The 16322-nt window shown below is 68.9% G+C and carries 12 protein-coding genes; 9 read left to right on the top strand and 3 right to left on the bottom strand.

Going from position 1 to position 16322, the window contains the following annotated elements:
• Positions 1–7 precede the first annotated feature (7 nt).
• The 3 genes from QMX79_RS00330 (at position 8) to QMX79_RS00320 (ending at position 8145) form a co-directional block, all read left to right on the top strand.
• Positions 8–2110 carry a phosphoglycerol transferase I gene (locus tag QMX79_RS00330; RefSeq protein ID WP_282243216.1) on the top strand — a complete coding sequence of 701 codons (2103 nt, stop codon included), beginning with the start codon at positions 8–10 and terminating at the stop codon, positions 2108–2110.
• Positions 2111–2410: 300 nt separating this feature from the next.
• Complete coding sequence (locus tag QMX79_RS00325; protein WP_282243214.1) at positions 2411–4873, top strand: hypothetical protein; 2463 nt, start codon at positions 2411–2413, stop codon at positions 4871–4873.
• Complete coding sequence (locus tag QMX79_RS00320; protein WP_282243212.1) at positions 4870–8145, top strand: hypothetical protein; 3276 nt, start codon at positions 4870–4872, stop codon at positions 8143–8145. Before QMX79_RS00325 ends, QMX79_RS00320 begins: the two co-directional genes overlap by 4 nt.
• Positions 8146–8161: 16 nt before the next feature.
• Here QMX79_RS00320 and QMX79_RS00315 read toward each other — a convergent pair whose 3' ends face one another.
• Entirely contained in the window at positions 8162–10534 is a 2373-nt protein-coding gene (locus tag QMX79_RS00315) for a DUF3772 domain-containing protein (RefSeq protein ID WP_282243337.1), read from the bottom strand.
• Between the two features lie 140 nt (positions 10535–10674).
• Positions 10675–10923, bottom strand: a complete 249-nt coding sequence (locus QMX79_RS00310; RefSeq protein WP_282243210.1) for a hypothetical protein — start codon at positions 10921–10923, stop codon at positions 10675–10677.
• 158 nt (positions 10924–11081) lie between these two features.
• Between QMX79_RS00310 and QMX79_RS00305 the strand changes: the two genes are divergently transcribed.
• The 3 genes from QMX79_RS00305 to QMX79_RS00295 all read left to right on the top strand — a co-directional run bounded on the left by QMX79_RS00305 (position 11082) and on the right by QMX79_RS00295 (position 13422).
• Positions 11082–11579, top strand: a complete 498-nt coding sequence (locus tag QMX79_RS00305; protein WP_282243208.1) for a lipocalin family protein — start codon at positions 11082–11084, stop codon at positions 11577–11579.
• A 6-nt stretch (positions 11580–11585) separates the two neighbouring features.
• Positions 11586–12797, top strand: coding sequence for an FAD-dependent oxidoreductase (locus tag QMX79_RS00300; protein ID WP_282243206.1), 1212 nt, complete (start codon positions 11586–11588; stop codon positions 12795–12797).
• A gap of 121 nt (positions 12798–12918) precedes the next feature.
• Positions 12919–13422, top strand: coding sequence for a hypothetical protein (locus QMX79_RS00295; protein WP_282243204.1), 504 nt, complete (start codon positions 12919–12921; stop codon positions 13420–13422).
• A 10-nt stretch (positions 13423–13432) separates the two neighbouring features.
• Here QMX79_RS00295 and QMX79_RS00290 read toward each other — a convergent pair whose 3' ends face one another.
• Positions 13433–13867: a PepSY domain-containing protein gene (locus tag QMX79_RS00290; protein WP_282243202.1), complete on the bottom strand. Its 435-nt coding sequence runs from the start codon at positions 13865–13867 to the stop codon at positions 13433–13435.
• Between the two features lie 177 nt (positions 13868–14044).
• On the opposite strand from QMX79_RS00290, the gene QMX79_RS00285 reads away from it, so the two are divergent.
• The 3 genes from QMX79_RS00285 to QMX79_RS00275 are packed head-to-tail and all read left to right on the top strand — an operon-like array spanning position 14045 to position 16271.
• Positions 14045–14287, top strand: a complete 243-nt coding sequence (locus QMX79_RS00285) for a PepSY domain-containing protein (protein WP_313955405.1) — start codon at positions 14045–14047, stop codon at positions 14285–14287.
• Positions 14287–14949 carry a response regulator transcription factor gene (locus QMX79_RS00280; RefSeq protein WP_282243195.1) on the top strand — a complete coding sequence of 221 codons (663 nt, stop codon included), beginning with the start codon at positions 14287–14289 and terminating at the stop codon, positions 14947–14949. Before QMX79_RS00285 ends, QMX79_RS00280 begins: the two co-directional genes overlap by 1 nt.
• The gene (locus tag QMX79_RS00275; protein WP_282243194.1) at positions 14946–16271 is read left to right on the top strand and encodes a HAMP domain-containing sensor histidine kinase; all 1326 of its coding nucleotides are present in this window, start codon (positions 14946–14948) and stop codon (positions 16269–16271) included. Before QMX79_RS00280 ends, QMX79_RS00275 begins: the two co-directional genes overlap by 4 nt.
• The last annotated feature ends 51 nt before the right edge of the window (positions 16272–16322 follow it).

Here is a 16322-nt window from a genome sequence, read left to right as displayed (position 1 = left end):
GATGCCCATGCTCTGGATCCTGCTGCTGTCGCTGTTGCTGCTCACCTGGTTGTTGCTTGCGTCTGGTCGCTGGGCCTGGTGGAAGGCGGGCCTGATGTCGCTGCTGCTGTTGACGCTCAGTGCGTGGTGGCTGATCAACAAGCTCTCCGGTGACGGCCTGAATGCGGCAACGCTGTACCACCTGGGCGCCGACATGGAAGGCGCAGGTGTCTCGGACTTCAAGGGCTATATCGCCGGCTTCATCGTCCTGGCGCTGCTCTCGCTGCTGCCGCTGCTCACCCCCCGCATCAAACGCTGGCACCGTACCGCACACGGTCGCGGCGTGTTCGCCGGGTTCCTGGCCGTGTGGGTGCTGGCGATCGGCGTCAGCCCGCTGTACCGCGATGGCCAGCGCCTCTACCAGCAGATGCGCCCGGTCGACTACAGCATGGTCGCCCCCGAATACCGCGTGCCGCAGCAGCCGCTGCGCAAGCCACGCAATATCGTGTGGATCTACGGCGAGAGCCTCGAGCGTACCTATCTGGATGAGGCCACCTTCCCCGGCCTGATGCCCAACCTCAACCGCCTTGCCGGCCAATCGCTGGATGTGCGCGGGCTGGTTTCGGCCGAAGGCGGTGGCTGGACCATCGCCGGCCTGGTGTCGTCGATGTGCGGCGTGCCGCTGACCACCGCGCAGGGCGATGAGAACAGCATGGACCGCATGGGCAGCTTCCTTCCGGAAGCGGTGTGCCTGGGCGATTACCTCAAGCAGCAGGGCTACACCAACCACTACATGGGCGGTGCCAACGGGCTGTTCGCCGGCAAGGGCCAGTTCCTGGCCACGCACGGCTTCGACGCGGTGGATGACCTGGCCTGGTTCAAGCAGCAGAAGATCGCCCGTTCGCACTTCTCCACCTGGGGCGTGCATGACGATGTTCTGCTGGACAAGGCATATGACCGCTTCATGCAGCTGTCCAAGGCCGGCCAGCCGTTCATGCTGACCACCCTGACCATGGACACCCACCACCCCGCCGGGCACCTGCCGGTGGCATGCAAGCGCACCCGTTACAAGAGCGACTACGGCGATATCGGCCTGCTCAACGCGCTCAAGTGCACCGATGGGCTGATTTCCAAGCTGGTCGACCGCATCCAGGCCAGCCCATCCGGCGAAGACACCCTGATCGTGATCGCGTCCGACCACCTGGCCATGCCCAACGACCTGAGCCATATCCTGGCCAAGCAGAAGCGCGAGAACATGCTGCTGTTCCTGGGCAAGGACATCGCCCCGCGCCAGCTGGACGCGCAGCATGGCTCCACGCTGGATTCGGGCGCGACGCTGCTCAGCCTGATCGAGCCGGAGATCGGCGAGATCGGGTTTGGCCGCTCGCTGCTGCAGCCCGAGCGCCCGGCCAGCGCCAGCGCGGCGGTGTTCCGCGATGACGGCAGGGATTTCCCACGTTACCTGGCCTTCTCGCGCTCGCTGTGGCTGGGCGACAAGACCCGCCAGCTGCGCATCGACGAAGAGAACCAGGTGGTGATCGGCCTGCAGCATGTGCAGCCGCCGGTGCTGCTGGAGTACGACAAGCAGTGGGACCTGAAGTCGGTCTATCTGGAGAACACGTCCAAGCAGTTCGACCTGGCCGATCCGGACAACACGCTGGCCTACGTGGACCGCTGCACCGCGTTCGAAGACGGCTCGGCGGATGGCGACTGGTGCGCCATGCTGGTCAACCGCGACAAGGGCATCAAGCTCTACCGCGACGACCAGCTGCGCGAGGGGTTCGCGGTCGACGCGCCGCTGGATCCGTTCAACGGCCCGCGCCCGAGCATCCGCCAGGCGCACATGATCACGCAGAAGGGCCGACGCACCCGTGCCGGACAGTACATGCTGCAGTTCGTGGCCAAGCAGTCGCCTGATCGTGGCTTCTGGATCGAAGCGGTGTCGTCCAAGCGCAAGGTCGTGGTCGCCCAGCAGTGGGTGCAGCCCGATGCCGAGGGCCGGATCAGCGTGCCGTTCGGCCTGGACCATGAAGTGGATGATCTTGAGATCCGCGCCTGGCTGAATCATGCCGAGAAGCTGGCGGTGGACAACTTCGCGCTGATCCCGTCACGGCGCGGCAACCGCGGCTGACGGATCTGCGAACCCACGCACATCCTGATCCGCCCCTGATCGGCACAATCGTGCGCCTGCCGCTGCCGATCAGGGCCGCCTATCCTTCCGGTCACACTGCCGTCCGCCGACAGCCCACTGCCCGCGTGCAGCGCCGCTGACGCCGGTGCTCCAGCACCGTCGCGGATCGCACCTTTCCGTATCCACAACGCGCCATGGACGCTTCAGGACGTCGCTCCGCCCGCGGATGACACAGCGCTGTCACCACCGCTGATCGAACTGCTGCGTCGCTGCCCGTTGCTGCCGTCGGAGCTGGTGCGGTTGCAGTCACACCTGCAGCTGCTGTTGCACCAGGCAGCGCCGCACGAACTGGGCGCACATCTCGCCGACGCCTTGCGGGGCACATGCCCCGCAGCGCGGCCTGACGCGTTGGCGCTGGCGCTGCGTGCCTGGCCTTGTCCGGCCACGCCCGCGGCCGAGGGATGGCAACATGAATGCGGGCGGGTCGTTGCGGCGCTGGCGTCCGGTTTCGGCCAGCTGCAGTGCCGCCGCGCGGCTGGGGTGGCGCTGTATGGGATGGCGAACCTGGCGCTCGGCGTGCGCGGCGCGCAGCTGCTTTCGTGGTCACAGCAGGCCGCTGCGCTTCCCCGCCTGTTGCAGGAGGGAAGCGTAGCGCCCTGGCTGCGCTGGCTGTGCCAGCTTCCGCTGCCGTCGCTGCGCGGGCACGCGTGGGTGGAGGCGATGATCGCCGTGCTTCCCGAGTGGGCAGTCTGGCTGGTGCAACGCGCCGATGAGATGCGTGCAGGCCTCCACCTGAACATGCAACCTCCCGCCTCGCCGTTGCGCCTGGTCCTGCTCGGCGCTGTCTGGGTGCTGTGGTTCCGCCGACAACCGCAGGCATTGCCCACCACTACGCTGGGGCGCCAGGTCGCGCGGCTGCCCGTCGCCCTGGAGCACCTTGACGTGGCCGGTACGGCCGCCCGCAGCATGTTTGCCGCCACGGAACCCGCAGCCGCTGCTGCATCTCCGGCCGCGGCGCCCCCCTCTGTGACTGCCGCCACGGCTGCGGCGGAGCAGCAGCGCCTGCTGCACCCCGCGCTGCCGCTCGTGTTCGCCACCGCAGCGGCGCTGCACATGGCACCCAACCGCCAGCACCGCCGCGCGCTCGCGGCTATCGCCGGCCTTGGCGCTGCTGCGTTCGGCGGCAGTCTGGTCGTGCGCACCCTGCATGAAGCGGGTACGCCGCCCGTTGCCGAGGCAGGCGGGACGATCGATGCGGAAGCATGGGCGATGCGCAGGGCGCCACGGTCCCTGGCCTCGGCGCTGCCCGATGACGCGGCCACCCAGGACCAGGTGGGCCTGATCGATGCGCTGTGGGCGCTGCGCGATGCCGCCTCCGCCGCAGGCACTGCATCGCTTCCACGTGACGCGTTCGCCGTCGCTGACGGGTCGCCCCTGGCAACCGCGCTGCAGCGCGTGCGCCAGCAGTTGGCATGGTTGTATCGACAGGACGATTTCCTTGAAGCTCTGTATGCAGAACGCACGCCCCCCGCATCGCTGGGCGTGGCCAACGGCAGCGTCACTGCCACGCGTGCCACGTCCGGCACGGTGATCGTGCTGCACCCGCAGGGGGGTGCGCCGGAAGGCGTGGCGTGGTCGGCGACCACCGAAGCGTTGTTGACCGACCTGCAGCGTGCGGTCAGCCGGGCCGGTGGCTGCTTCGACAACCGGGTCCCGGCCCGTCTCGACTGTGCGCTGGGCTTCTATCTCGGACACGCGGCGTCGGCGGCACCGTACACGGCAGGCAGCGTTGACCCGCTCATCCACCACCTGGAGCAGGCGCTGCAGCAGCGATCGAATGGCGGCGTTACCCCCACCAACGAGACCGCCACGCTGCTGCGGCTGCATGACCAGGTAGTGCAGCTGAAACACCTGCCCATCCGTGGCCTGGAGCCCCCATGGGCCAGCTGGCGGCCGGACCCGCGCTCACACCTGGGCCACAACATGGCGCTGGCGCGCAGCCTGCTGCTGCAGGTGTCGCGGAATGCCGAGGTGATCGCGCTGTGCTGGCACCACCATGCGGATCCTGCGCAGTTGGCCTATCCCGCGCAGGGCGCGGTCACCGCACGTGCGTTGCAGGGCACCCGCAGCGTGGAACTGTTCGACGCCGGACGTGCACCCGCAGGGTTGGCCCCCATCGATACCATGCTGCGCGGCCTCGCCACCCTGCTGCATGCCCCGGTGCGCTCGGATGGCCGCCTGCACATCCGCGAGATGCTGGCCTACTACATGGCACCGCTGCTGGCCGTGCCCATGGACGACGCGCAGTTCGACGCCTGCCTGGCGGCGCTGCAGCGGCAGCTCACCCCAGCGCTCCCCAGCGTGGATGAGCCGGTACGCCTGGAGGTGGCGTGGGATGCGCGCAGCGACTCACCGGCGCAACAGGACCATCAGCGGTTGCTGGATCTGCTGTGGCAGCGGTTTGATGCGATGCCGGCGACACTGGACGAAGCATTGGCGCTGCAGGGGCTGGCACCTGCGGGCACCACCCCGCTGCACGCCGCGTGGGAAAAGGGGCAGCAACAGCTGCAACAGGCCTTCGAGCACCCCGAGCTGTGGCTGGAGATGCGCCGGCTCAATGCCTCGTTCCATTCCCTGCGGGTGGGCGCCGACGGCATCACCGCCCGGTTGCGTGGCTCAGGCCGGAGCGTGGTGGTCACCGATGGGCTGTCCAGCGCGCCGTCAGGGCCGCTGGGTGCGCAGCTGGAGCGTTGTACCGGATGACCGACCGCCTCGGCCGCTTCTCGCCCGGAAGCGCGGTTCCGCTCGTCAATGCGCTGCAGTTCCATGGCGCGCTCCCGCCCCCCGCGCAGCCGCCTTGCCCGATACCGGTGCTGTGTACGCAGGCCCGGTTGCTGGACGCGATTGCGCGGGTGCACGAACGCTGGCAGCGCCACGCCCCGCCGCTGTCACGCTGGCGGCAGGCCAGCAACGAGCTGCAGGACCTGGGGGCGCTGCTGTCGTTGCGGCCCGGCGCGGCAACGGGTGTCCATCGGCCTGCGCTCGACACGCCCTCTTCGTCGGCGCTGCAACCAGCACTACGCGCATTCGCGCAGCTGTTCGCCGACACGCAGGTCCAGGCCGTGATCCAGCGTGAGCGCCTGGTGCCGCGGTGGCTGACGGTGGACGCCACCGGCGCCGTACAGGTGCACAACGTGTCCGGTGCGGTGTTTGTGCTCAACAGTACGTACGCCCTGCCCGTGACAGCGCTGCCCGATGTGGCAACGAGGTTCGGCGGCCAGGTGCGGTCAGATGGCCAGGCCGACATCTCCGACATGCTGGCCGCCCACGGTGGCTGCGGGCCGCACGAGGCTGCGCATGCCGACGGCGCGGCGCGCTGCGTTGAACGCCTGCTCGCCGAACTGCGGCTGGGCATGCGTGCCGACCTGCTGCATGCGGGTGACGCCCTCTACACCGATGACCTGGAGCAGGTACGGCAGACCACGTCCGGGTTCCTGGCCCAGCGCGCGCCCGGTGAACAGACCCTGCTCGACTACCTGGCCCGGCCACTGGTGCAGCGCGGTGAGATGGCGTGGGACGAACTGCACCGCGCCAGCCATTTCCTGGTCGGCATGGCGCGCACGCCGCGCGCCGTGGCGTTGCAGACCGCCCTGCTGCGCGATCTTGGCTGGTACATGGGCAGCGTTGGCGCGCCTGTTTCGCCGACGCTGCTGGCCAGCCTGACCCGCGTGGCGATCGTGCTCGACCTGGGCCCGCCGTCGGACCGCGATGCGCGCGTCGTGCTTGGCTACCGGCTGCACAAGTACGCCAACTGGGGGCGCACCTTCGCGCAGATCCGCCTGGATTTCCACGACTACCTGCACAGCATGGGGCGCGTGCCCGCCTCCGTGCTCGGCATGGCCGCCACGCTGGTGCTGCAGGATCATGCGCCCGAACTGCTGCCCTCCGATGTCCCGGCCAACCTGGTCTATGCCAACACCATCGCTTCGATCAACTATGTCAGCGGGGTGCACCTGGCCGAGCGGCTGCGCCGTGGGCTGTCACAGCAGATGCGGTTCTCCGAGCTGATCACCCTGTCGGCGGACCTCGCCGAAGACCGTGACGTCCCGGACCTGGTCAAGCGGCTTACGGTCGAAGCACGGCCCCTGCCAACGCTGGACTGGTATGTGTTCCGGCAGCTGGAGCGCCAGGCATCGCTGCCGGTGCCCGCCGCCCATCGCATCGAAGTGGCGATGCGCGCCTTCGACCAGCGTGTCGCCGAGATCGAACGGGCCGTTGCCGATGTACTGGCCCCAATGCCCTATCGCATGCCATTGCTGGAAGCCGAGATCCGCCGGGTGTTTCCGCGCTTCCCCGGCGTGCTGGCCGACGAGGCATGGAACTCCACGGACTTCCGGCTCTGCAACGACAACAACCACTTTGGCATCAGCTTCCCGTTCCACGAAGTCGTCGCCGCCGGCGTGCTGCGCAACGGCTCGGCGCACTGGCGTCCCTGTCGCACGTTCGTTCCCAGCTCCGCGCTGGGCTACGCCCAGGGCAATCCCCGGTACGAGGCCGCGCTGCAGAATGCGTTCACCCAGATGCGGCCTGGCCTGGAACGGCTGGCCGACATCAACGCGCGCTACCAGCGGCGGTTCGACGCCTACTTCCGCAAGGCGCAACGCGGTTATGGCGTGCTGATCGAAGAGGCGCTGTACCAGCGCCCGGAAGAGGAACGGGCAGCGTTGAGGCGCGGTGAGGTCGAGGTGTTCACCTTGCGCACGCACGAACCGGACCTGGAAGCGCGGCAGGAAACCCGCAACGACACCGACCCGTTCCGCGGTCGCTTTGGGGTGCTCTACACGCTCACCCTCTCGGGCGAGCCGCACCATTTCCAGCTGTTCCCCCTACAGAGCAGGATCCTCCCCCTGCCGGTGCAGGGACCGTTGCCGATCGGGGGCCGCCTGGAGAGCCGCAAGGTCCGGCTGCGCAGCGGCAACATGGCGACCATCAGTGTGCGCAGGGAGCTGCCACTGGAGGTGGACTGGGAGGCCTTCGCGTCCGACAAGGCACCGGCCGATGGGCGCTGCTCGGATGTGATCATCGAGCCGCTGCCGATGCCACCGCCCGATGGCGATGCGATGCTGCGCTCGCCCTTCCATGCGCTGGTCGATCCGGTCCAGCGCGGCTTCTTCTGGCTGGACCCGGCCGCGTTCCGCCGCGAAGGCTTCGCGCCCACCGGCTATGAGCTGCACCTGTCCGATGACCCGCTGTGGTTGAAGACCGTGGACTTCATCGTGCCCTTCGTGGAGAACCTGCGCCGGATTTCGTCGAAGAACCGCAATGAATTCGCGATGGCCGCGTTCGGGCTGTACCTCGAATCGATCATCGTGGTCGGGCCGGTGGTCGGCGGCATGGTGAAGGTGCTGGCACGCCCGGGACTGAAGCTGACCATGCCGCGTTTCGCCGAGTTGTCCTCCGTGCTGGGTCGGGGCGCACTGGATGCGCTCAATCCCGCCGCCGGCAGCCTGGCGCTGCTGCGGGTGGGCGCCAGCGTGGTACAGCGCACCGCGCGCGGCAACCTGCGTTTCCTGTGGTCGTTCCTGGATCCCAAGCAACCGGCTGCACGTGCCGCCGGCATGCGCTGGGTGATGCGCGAAGGCATGGCGCTGGCCAAGGAAGGCGGCTCGCTGGCCTCGCCGCTGTATGAGATCCGGATACGCACCGTGGATGGCATTCCCGGTGCGATGGTCTCGCCGCCGCCGATGGCCAGCGGCAGCCGCACCCTGCACCTGGTCGACCCCGCCACGCTGACCCTGTACGGCCCGCAGCTGCAGGAACGGCTGGGCGAAGGCGGCGGCGCCGCCGGCATGCTGATCAAGGTGGGTGGCGGCCCGCGCACGCCGCACGTCTCGCCGGGCAAGGCGCTCAAGCCGATCAAGCAGGGGCCGAAAGCCTCCGATGAAGAAGCAGACGACGGGCAGCCGCCGCTGCAGCCGCCCGTGGTCAACCTGCCCGACCATCGCGGGCGCGATGCGTTCGGGCCCCGTTCGTAAGCGCGCCCGTCCCTCGTCAGGGATCGCGTTGCGGCGCGGGTTCGTGCACCAGGTGGATGTCGGTCGGCGACGACAGCGCGATGCCGGCGGCGGCGAACTTCTGCAGCATCGTGAAATACAGGTCGCTGCGTACCCCATACACCGCGCGCGGGCCCGAGGTATAGGCGAAGCTGTTGATCGCCACCTGGCCGTTGGCGATGGAATCGATGAACACCGAGGGCGCCGGGTCGGCCAGCACGCCCACATGGTCGGTGTAGGCATCCAGCAGGGTCTGCCGCACCATCGCCACGTCGGTACTGAGCGGCACGGTGAACTGGATCTGGATCCGGCCCTGCGCATTGCCCATCGTCATGTTGCGGATGGTCTTGGTGATCAGCTCGGAGTTGGGCACGATCAGGGTGGATTTGTCGCCCACCTGGATCTCGGTGGAGCGCACGTTGATGCGCTTGATGTCGCCCTCCTGGTCACCCAGCTTCACCCAGTCGCCGATCTTCACCGGCCGCTCGGCCAGCAGGATCAGGCCGGAGACGAAGTTCTGGGTGATCGCTTGCAGGCCGAAACCAATACCCACCGACAGCGCGCTGACCACCAGCGCCAGCTTCTCGAAGCCGATGCCGAGCGCGGTCAGGCTCCACAGCACCGCCGCGATGATGCCCAGGTAGCGGGTCACGGTGCTGATCGAATTGCGCGCGCCCGCGTCCAGCTCGGTCTTGGGCAGGTAGGTGTCGGTGAGCCAGCGCTGGAACGCCTGCATCACCGCCCACACCAGCAGGAACGCCAGCACGGCGTACAGCACGCTGCTGGGCTTGAGCACCAGGTTGTCGCCCAGGTTGATGCCCTTGGACAGCGTGTCCAGTCCGCCATACAACGCACTGAGGTTGCCCAGCGGCGCGGTCAACGCCATCACCGCGAGCAGGATCACGCAGATGCGCAGCCCGGCCGACAGCAGGACACCGGCCTGCACCACCCGCGATTCGCTCAGCCCGGTGGTCAGCAGCACGGTGCGGCCCACGCTGCTGGTCGGGCACAGCAGCCACGTGGCCAGGTCGTCGGCGAACTTCATCAGCAGCGAGGCCGCCAGCAGCACCACCGCGCCCCAGACCAGCTGCTGGGCCACGAACAGCGCCAGGTTCAGGTAGCCCAGCAGGGTGGCGATCACTGCGGCGGCCACCACCACATGCCCGGCCAGCCGTGCAATCACGATCCAGCCACTGCGGCGCGGCGGGCCCTTGCCCTTGCCGTCCGATTGCGCCTGCGCTTCCAGCTTGGCCGCCGCCTCGTCGGTCTGGCGGCGGTGCAGGCGCGCCAGCGAGACCAGGATGGCGATGATCAACGCCATGTAGGTGATGGCGATCAGGCCATCGACTGCCACGGTGGTGACCGCACTGGTACGCGCGGCGCGGTTCAGCGCCATCAGCACGATGCTGATCCAGGTCAGCGCGGCGGCGCCCCAGGCGTACTTGCGCAGGCGCCACGCGGCGGTGTCATCCAGGTTGAGCAGGCGCCACGACGGGCGCTTGGGCACCAGCAGCGCCGCACTCAGGGCGGTGATGAACGCCGCGATGTAGGTGGCCACCTGGATGCTGAACACCACTTTTTCCAGGCGCGGCGGAATCGCGCCGATGGCATCCAGCGCGCCGAAGAACACCACGCAGGCCAGGCCCGGCAGCATCGTGCCGACCACCAGCAGCCACACCGCCAGGCCGGAGCGGCGCAGGCGCCCGTCCGGCGCGCGTTCGGACTGGGCATACCGCCGCCCGGCCGCACGCAGCCACAGGCGCAGCGGGAAGAACAGCAGCAGCGCCACCGCCAGCCCGGTCAGCGGCGCGGTCCAGCCATGCTGCGCGATCGCCTTGCGGGCCGTGGTTTCGGCCTGCCGGTAAATCTGCCCCAGTTCCTGCAGGTCGGTGGGCACGTCACGGGCGAACTTGCGCCACAGCGACGGCGACAGCGGCGAATTGACCTTGCGGGCCAGGTCCTCGCTGAGCTGGGTGACGCGCATCTTCTCGATGTCCGCGCCCAGCTGTTTGGCATCCACCGCCAGCAGCTTGGCCCGCGCAACGGCGGCGGCGATATCGGCACGCTGCTGGGTCAGCGACTTGCGCTGCTGGGCCACCTCGCGCGCTTCCACGGTGCCTTCGGGCACCGTGCCCAGCTGGGTCAGGCGGGTATCGAGCTGGTCCAGCTCCGGCTGCAGGGCGGCCTGTGCGTCGTCGGCATCGCGCTGCACGGCCATGGCCCGTTCGAACAACGGCGTGAGCGTTTCGCGGGTCTCCGCGTCCGGCAGGGCCGTGCGGATCGCCTTGAGCTCCTTGTCGGCCTGGTTGAGCTGGGTCTTGGCCTCGGCCGCAGGATCGTCAGGCGCCTGCGCCCAGGCCGCGGAGGCCATGCACAGCCAGGTGAACAACAACAGACCGGCCAGCGGCCGCAGCAGGGGGAAACGATGACGGAAGGACAAACCAGCACCCAGGATTCACGCGGACTTGCCGGGGACTATAAACCGAGCCTCGTTCACACCGGGTATGCACCTCAGTACTTCAGGCGCAGTTCCTCGACCTGCGGCTGCAGGGCCGCGTACCAGTCCTGGAATTCCTCCTCGCTGATCTCCTCCGGCGCATACACCGCGATTTCGTTCCACGCATGGTCGGTCGGCAGCGGCTGGCGCGGTCCGGCCCGCAACGAGTAGCTCACGCCCTCGTGGTCCACCACATCGTCGACCGTTTCCCACTGTGCGCGGGCGAAGCCGCTGTCGCTCTTGAGCAGGATCACCTGGTACATCCGCGCCTCCATTGAACGGGTCCGGGCCAGCATAGCGCCACGTCGGCGCGCCCGACATGACGGCGCCACAACGTACCGTTCCAGCCCGCGCCGCGGCTTCACTCCGCCATGGCGGCGGCCCGGGCATGTTGGCCTCCACTTCTCCGACGATGCCTGCGATGACCACCCACCCCGATCTGAAGACCGTTCCCGACCTCAAGCTGCCGCGCTACCTGGGCACCTGGTATGAAATCGCCCGGCTGCCCATGAGCCACGAGCCGGTCGACTGCACCGATGTCACCGCGAACTACAGCCTCAACGACAACGGCCACGTCCGCGTGGTCAACCGCTGCCGCGTGGAGGGCGAGGTTGAAGAGGCCGAAGGCGAGGCCTGCCCGGTCGACGAGAACGACCCGGCGCGGCTGGAGGTGAGCTTCCTGCCCAAGGGCCTGCGCTGGCTTCCGTTCACCAAGGGCGACTACTGGGTCATCCAGGTGGCACCGGACTACAGCGTGGCGCTGGTCGGCAGCCCGGACCGCAAGTACCTGTGGCTGCTGGCCCGCGAGCCGCATCTGGACGCCACCACCCAGGAGCACTACCTGGCGCAGGCGCGCCAGCAGGGCTTCGACCTGACGCCGCTGATCCACACCCCGCAGACCGGCCACCCGACTGCCTGATCCCGCATGGACCTCAAGAGCGGGTATCCCTTCTGGGCGGTCAGCAACGGGCTGATGCACGCCTTCCCGCCGCTGCGCGAGGACCGCAGCTGCGATGTGCTGGTGGTGGGCGGCGGCATCAGTGGCGCGCTGATCGCCAACGAGCTGTGCGCGCATGGCCATGACGTGGTGCTGATCGAGCAGCGCGACATCGGCTGGGGCAGCACCGCCGCCAGCACCGCGCTGCTGCAGTACGAGATCGACACGCACCTGGTCGACCTTGCCAAGCGCTACGGCGAGCGCGATGCGGTGCTGGCCTACCGCGCCTGCGCCGAGGCGATCCCGGCGCTGCGCGAGGTGGCGGCCGGTTTCCGCGGCGTGGACTGCCACCCGATGCAGAGCCTGTACTACGCCAGCAAGCGGCGCCACCGGTCGTCGCTGCAGGACGAGTACGCGCTGCGGCACACGCATGGTTTCGACGTGCGCTGGCTGGACGCCGACGCCGTCCGTGCGGAGTACGGCATTTCCGCGCCCGGCGCGATCCTCAGCGCGCTGGCCGCGCGCGTGGACCCTTACCAGCTCACCTACCGGCTGCTGATGCGGCTGGCCAAGGCCGGCTGCGCCGTGCACGACCGCACCGTGCTGCACACGCTGCAGCCCACCGCACGCGGGGTGACCGCCACCACGCCGGAAGGCGTGCAGATCCGCGCACGGCACGTGGTGCTGGCCACCGGCTATGCCGGCCAGCGTTGGCTGAAGCAGAAGGTCGCACGCAACCGCAGCAGCTACGCCTTCATCACCGACCCGATCGATGCGGCGGCCCTGGGCCCGCTGCTGGACACCATGGTCTGGGAGTCCGCGCGTCCCTACCTGTACATGCGCAGCACCGGCGACCACCGGCTGCTGGTCGGCGGTGAGGACGACGCGGTGGACATCCCCGCCCGGCGTGACAGCCGGGTGGCCAGCAAGACCGGCACCCTGCTCAAGCAGGTGGCCAGGCTGTTCCCGCACCTGCCGCTGCAGCCGGCATTCTCCTGGGGCGGCACGTTTGCCGAAACCGAAGACGGCCTGCCGTTCTTCGGCCCGCACCCGCAATGGGGGCCGCGGGTCCTGTTCGCGATGGCCTACGGCGGCAACGGCATCACCTACTCGATGATCGGCGCGGGCCTGCTGCGGGCCCGGATCGAGCGCCGGAAGCACCCGCTGGCGGGCCTGTTCGGGTTCGGACGGCTGGATTGAACGGAGCGACCCACCGTCCCGACATTGGTTCCCCTTGCATGCAGGGCCACGACAGGCATCATTCAAGCAACGGCTGCTAGCGTCAGCGCTGTCGGCCGCCTTGCCTGCCCCGGAGCTTCCCATGATCCGCCCGCTTTCCCTGCTGCTGTGCCTGTTGGCCCCCGGAGTCGTGCTGGCGCAGTCCGCTGCCGGTGCCACCGGCCCGCAGTCGGCGACCGATCTGGACCTGTCGGTGCCGCAGCAACCGTTGCAGTACCTCAACGATCCCACCCTGCGCGGTGATCCGCCCGGCACCTTCTATGGCGACAAGAGCGGCCGCCGCGCGGCCCCGCGTGGGAGTGCCGCCAACGGCATCGCCGACGTCACCGATGACAAGCTGCGGGTCAACGGCAGCATCACCACCGGTATCGGCTACGCCAAGGGCTTCGGCAACACGCATTACAACGCGGCCGAGTTGAACCTCAACAAGAATTACACCAACGACGACGGCAAGACCCGCAACATGAACCTCAACATCCAGATCAGCGAGGGCAAGGGCCCTGGCTTCTATGGACCGTATGGGGGTGGTTACGGGTATGGCCGCGGCTACTGGGATGCCGCCGGGCCCGGCCCGGTCGGCTGGTAAGCGCCAGGGCTCAGTCCCACCAGCCGTCGCGACGGCTCGACAGCACGCGGCCATCGTGGCCGCTCATGCGCACATCCACGCGCTGGTTGCGGGCGTTGCGCGCTTCCAGCGTCCAGGTGGCACCCTCACGCTCGACCGATTCGATGTGGGTCAGCCCGGCCTTGCCGGCCAGGGTGAGGATCTGCCCGGCATCGAGCAGGGCGCGGCCGCTGCGCGGATCGAAGATCTCGCCCGTGGCCGGGTCGATGATCACCTCGTCCACGCTGCCATCGGCGCGGGTCACATCGGCTTCCCACACGCCGTCGTCGCGTTCCAGCTCGTGCACCTGGGTGTAGCCGGCGGCGCGCAGCTTGGCCTGCACGTCGGCAGCGGACAGATCGGCGGCGAAGGCCGGGGCGGTGGTGAAGGCCATCGCCAGGGCGGCGGCAAGGATCAGCTTGTTCATGGGGGTATTCCTGAAAGGGGCACCGGACCATCCCGGCGCCGCCAGTCTGGCAAGCGCGCTTAAGCGGACCATGAGCCCCGCTGTCAGGAACTGTTTAAAGGCGCCGCGTATACCGTATGCATGACCGCCCTGTCGCTGCTCCTGCCCCTGCTGTTGACCGCCGCCGCGCAGGACCCCATGCGGGTCCTGGATGGCGGCGCGCGCCAGCAGCAGGCGGTGCGCCAGGCCGTGCAGCAGGGCCGCTACGTACCGCTGGAGACGGTGGTGCGCGACGCCCTGCGGCGCTACCCGGGCCAGCTGCTGGAGGTGGAGCTGGATGACGGCAAATACGAAATCGAGATCCTCGGCCCCAACGGCGTGGTGATGGAGCTGGACTATGATGCGACCAGCGGCCGCCTGCTCAAGATGGAAGAGGACTGATGCGACTCCTGCTTGCCGAGGACGACGCCCTGCTCGCCAGCCAGCTGCAGTTGCTGCTGGAGGACGCCGGCTACGTGGTGATCCACAGCAGCGAGGGCCGCGACGCCGAGTACCAGGGCCAGGTGGAGGACATCGCTGCGGCGATCGTCGATCTGGGCCTGCCGGGCCTGGACGGCCTGAGCGTGATCGAGCGCTGGCGCGAGGCCGGGCGTGATTTCCCGGTACTGGTGCTGACCGCGCGCACGCGCTGGCACGACAAGCTGGCCGGCTTCGACGCGGGCGCCGATGACTTCCTGACCAAACCGTTCCAGCCCGAAGAACTGCTGCTGCGGCTGCGTGCGTTGATCCGCCGCAGCGCCGGCCACGCCAGCCCGCGCCTGCAATGCGGACCGCTGCGGCTGGACGTCAACGCCGGCCGCTTCGAACTCGATGGCGTGCTGCTGCCGCTGAGCCCGCAGGAACACCGCATCCTGAGCTACTTCATGCACCACCCCGATGTGGTGATCAGCCGTTCGCGGCTGGGCGAGCACGTGTACGACGCCGGCTTCGACCCGGACTCCAACACGCTCGATGTACTGATCGGGCGGATTCGCCGCAAGCTCGGCAGCACGCTCATCCACACCCATCGCGGCCAGGGCTTCCGGCTGTCGGCGCAGCCATGAAGACCCGCTCGCTGCGCAGCCGCCTGCTGCTGGCCGGTGGCCTGGGCATGGTGCTGGTCTCGGCACTGGCCACCTGGTGGCTGGGCGCGATGTACGAGCGCTCGGCGCGCACCTCGCTGGACCAGCAGCTGGGCAACGATCTCATCGCGGTGTTGGCGCTGGTGGAGATCGATGCGCAGGGTGCGGTGCAGGTCCGCGGCGAACTGGGCGACGAACAGTATCGGCGGGTGTTCTCCGGTGCGTACTGGCAGCTGCAGGACGCGCAGGGCCAGGCGCTGGGGCAATCGCGCTCGCTGTGGGATGAAACGCTCGCGGTGCCGGCCACGCTGCACACCGGGCCGGCCCAGGCGTTCGACACCACCGGCCCGCTGCAGCAACCGCTGCGTGCGCTGGCCCAGCAGGTCACCCTGCCCCGCGCAGGCACCCCGTTGCAGGTGGTGGTGGCGACCGACCGCAGCCAGCTCGACGCGCAGGTGACGGCCTTCCGCCAGCGCACCGCGCTGGCGCTCATCGTCCTGATCGCGCTGTGGTTCGCGGTGCTGGTCACCCAGGTGCATTACGGGCTGCGCCCGCTGGCCCGGCTGGGCCGCATTGCCGAGCAGGTGCGCAATGGCGAGGACGTACGCTTTCCGCAGCAGGGGCTGGTGAAGGAAGTGGCGCCGTTGGCCGGCGAGCTCAACGCGTTGCTGGACCACCACGGGCGCATGGTGCTGCGCGCGCGGCGCAGCGCTGAAGACCTCGCGCATGCATTGAAGACCCCGCTCACCGTGTTGACCACCGAAGCGGCCGGCGACGGCCGGGACTGGCGCAGCACGCTGCGCAGCGAAACCGCGCGCATGCAGGCCAGCATCGACCGTTACCTGGCGGTGGGCGTGGCTGCCGACCACCAGCAGCGCACGCCGGTGGCACCGGTGGTGGCTGCGCTGTGCGGGTTGATGCAGCGCGTGCATGGCGAGCGCGGCGTGACGTTCGCCTGCGATGCGGAGGCGGCCGGCGTGTTTGCCGGTGCGCGCGAGGACCTGGAAGAGATGCTGGGCAACCTGCTCGACAACGCCGGCAAGTGGGCTGCGCGGCGGGTGGAGGTGAAGGTTTCGCGGGCCGGGAACCGCATCCAGATCGAGGTCAATGACGACGGCAGCGGGTTGCCGGAAGACGATCTTGAACGCGTGCTGGGTCGTGGCGTACGGTTGGACCAGCGCGCGCCTGGCAGCGGTCTGGGCCTGGCGATCGTGGCCGATATCGCCGAAAGCTACGGCGGCAGCCTGGTGCTGCGCAATGGCACACCAGGTTTGCAGGCGACGTTGACGTTGCCGGCAGGATAGAGCCGCGCGTCGCCGTTATCAGAGCTTGTGTTACGGGTAGCGGTGCGACGT

The sequence above is a fragment of the Stenotrophomonas sp. PS02300 genome (genome assembly GCF_029959395.1).
GTDB lineage: Bacteria > Pseudomonadota > Gammaproteobacteria > Xanthomonadales > Xanthomonadaceae > Stenotrophomonas > Stenotrophomonas maltophilia_AD.
This window is presented reverse-complemented; position numbering and strand designations above follow the sequence as displayed.

Excerpts from the sequence above, each read along its gene's own strand:
- QMX79_RS00295 (WP_282243204.1), top strand. The coding sequence starts at position 12,919 with ATGATCCGCCCGCTTTCCCTGCTGCTGTGCCTGTTGGCCCCCGGAGTC.
- QMX79_RS00330 (WP_282243216.1), top strand. The coding sequence starts at position 8 with ATGCTCTGGATCCTGCTGCTGTCGCTGTTGCTGCTCACCTGGTTGTTG.
- QMX79_RS00275 (WP_282243194.1), top strand. The coding sequence starts at position 14,946 with ATGAAGACCCGCTCGCTGCGCAGCCGCCTGCTGCTGGCCGGTGGCCTG.
- QMX79_RS00315 (WP_282243337.1), bottom strand. The coding sequence starts at position 10,534 with ATGGCCTCCGCGGCCTGGGCGCAGGCGCCTGACGATCCTGCGGCCGAG.
- QMX79_RS00300 (WP_282243206.1), top strand. The coding sequence starts at position 11,586 with ATGGACCTCAAGAGCGGGTATCCCTTCTGGGCGGTCAGCAACGGGCTG.
- QMX79_RS00290 (WP_282243202.1), bottom strand. The coding sequence starts at position 13,867 with ATGAACAAGCTGATCCTTGCCGCCGCCCTGGCGATGGCCTTCACCACC.
- QMX79_RS00305 (WP_282243208.1), top strand. The coding sequence starts at position 11,082 with ATGACCACCCACCCCGATCTGAAGACCGTTCCCGACCTCAAGCTGCCG.
- QMX79_RS00285 (WP_313955405.1), top strand. The coding sequence starts at position 14,045 with ATGCGGGTCCTGGATGGCGGCGCGCGCCAGCAGCAGGCGGTGCGCCAG.
- QMX79_RS00280 (WP_282243195.1), top strand. The coding sequence starts at position 14,287 with ATGCGACTCCTGCTTGCCGAGGACGACGCCCTGCTCGCCAGCCAGCTG.
- QMX79_RS00320 (WP_282243212.1), top strand. The coding sequence starts at position 4,870 with ATGACCGACCGCCTCGGCCGCTTCTCGCCCGGAAGCGCGGTTCCGCTC.
- QMX79_RS00310 (WP_282243210.1), bottom strand. The coding sequence starts at position 10,923 with ATGTACCAGGTGATCCTGCTCAAGAGCGACAGCGGCTTCGCCCGCGCA.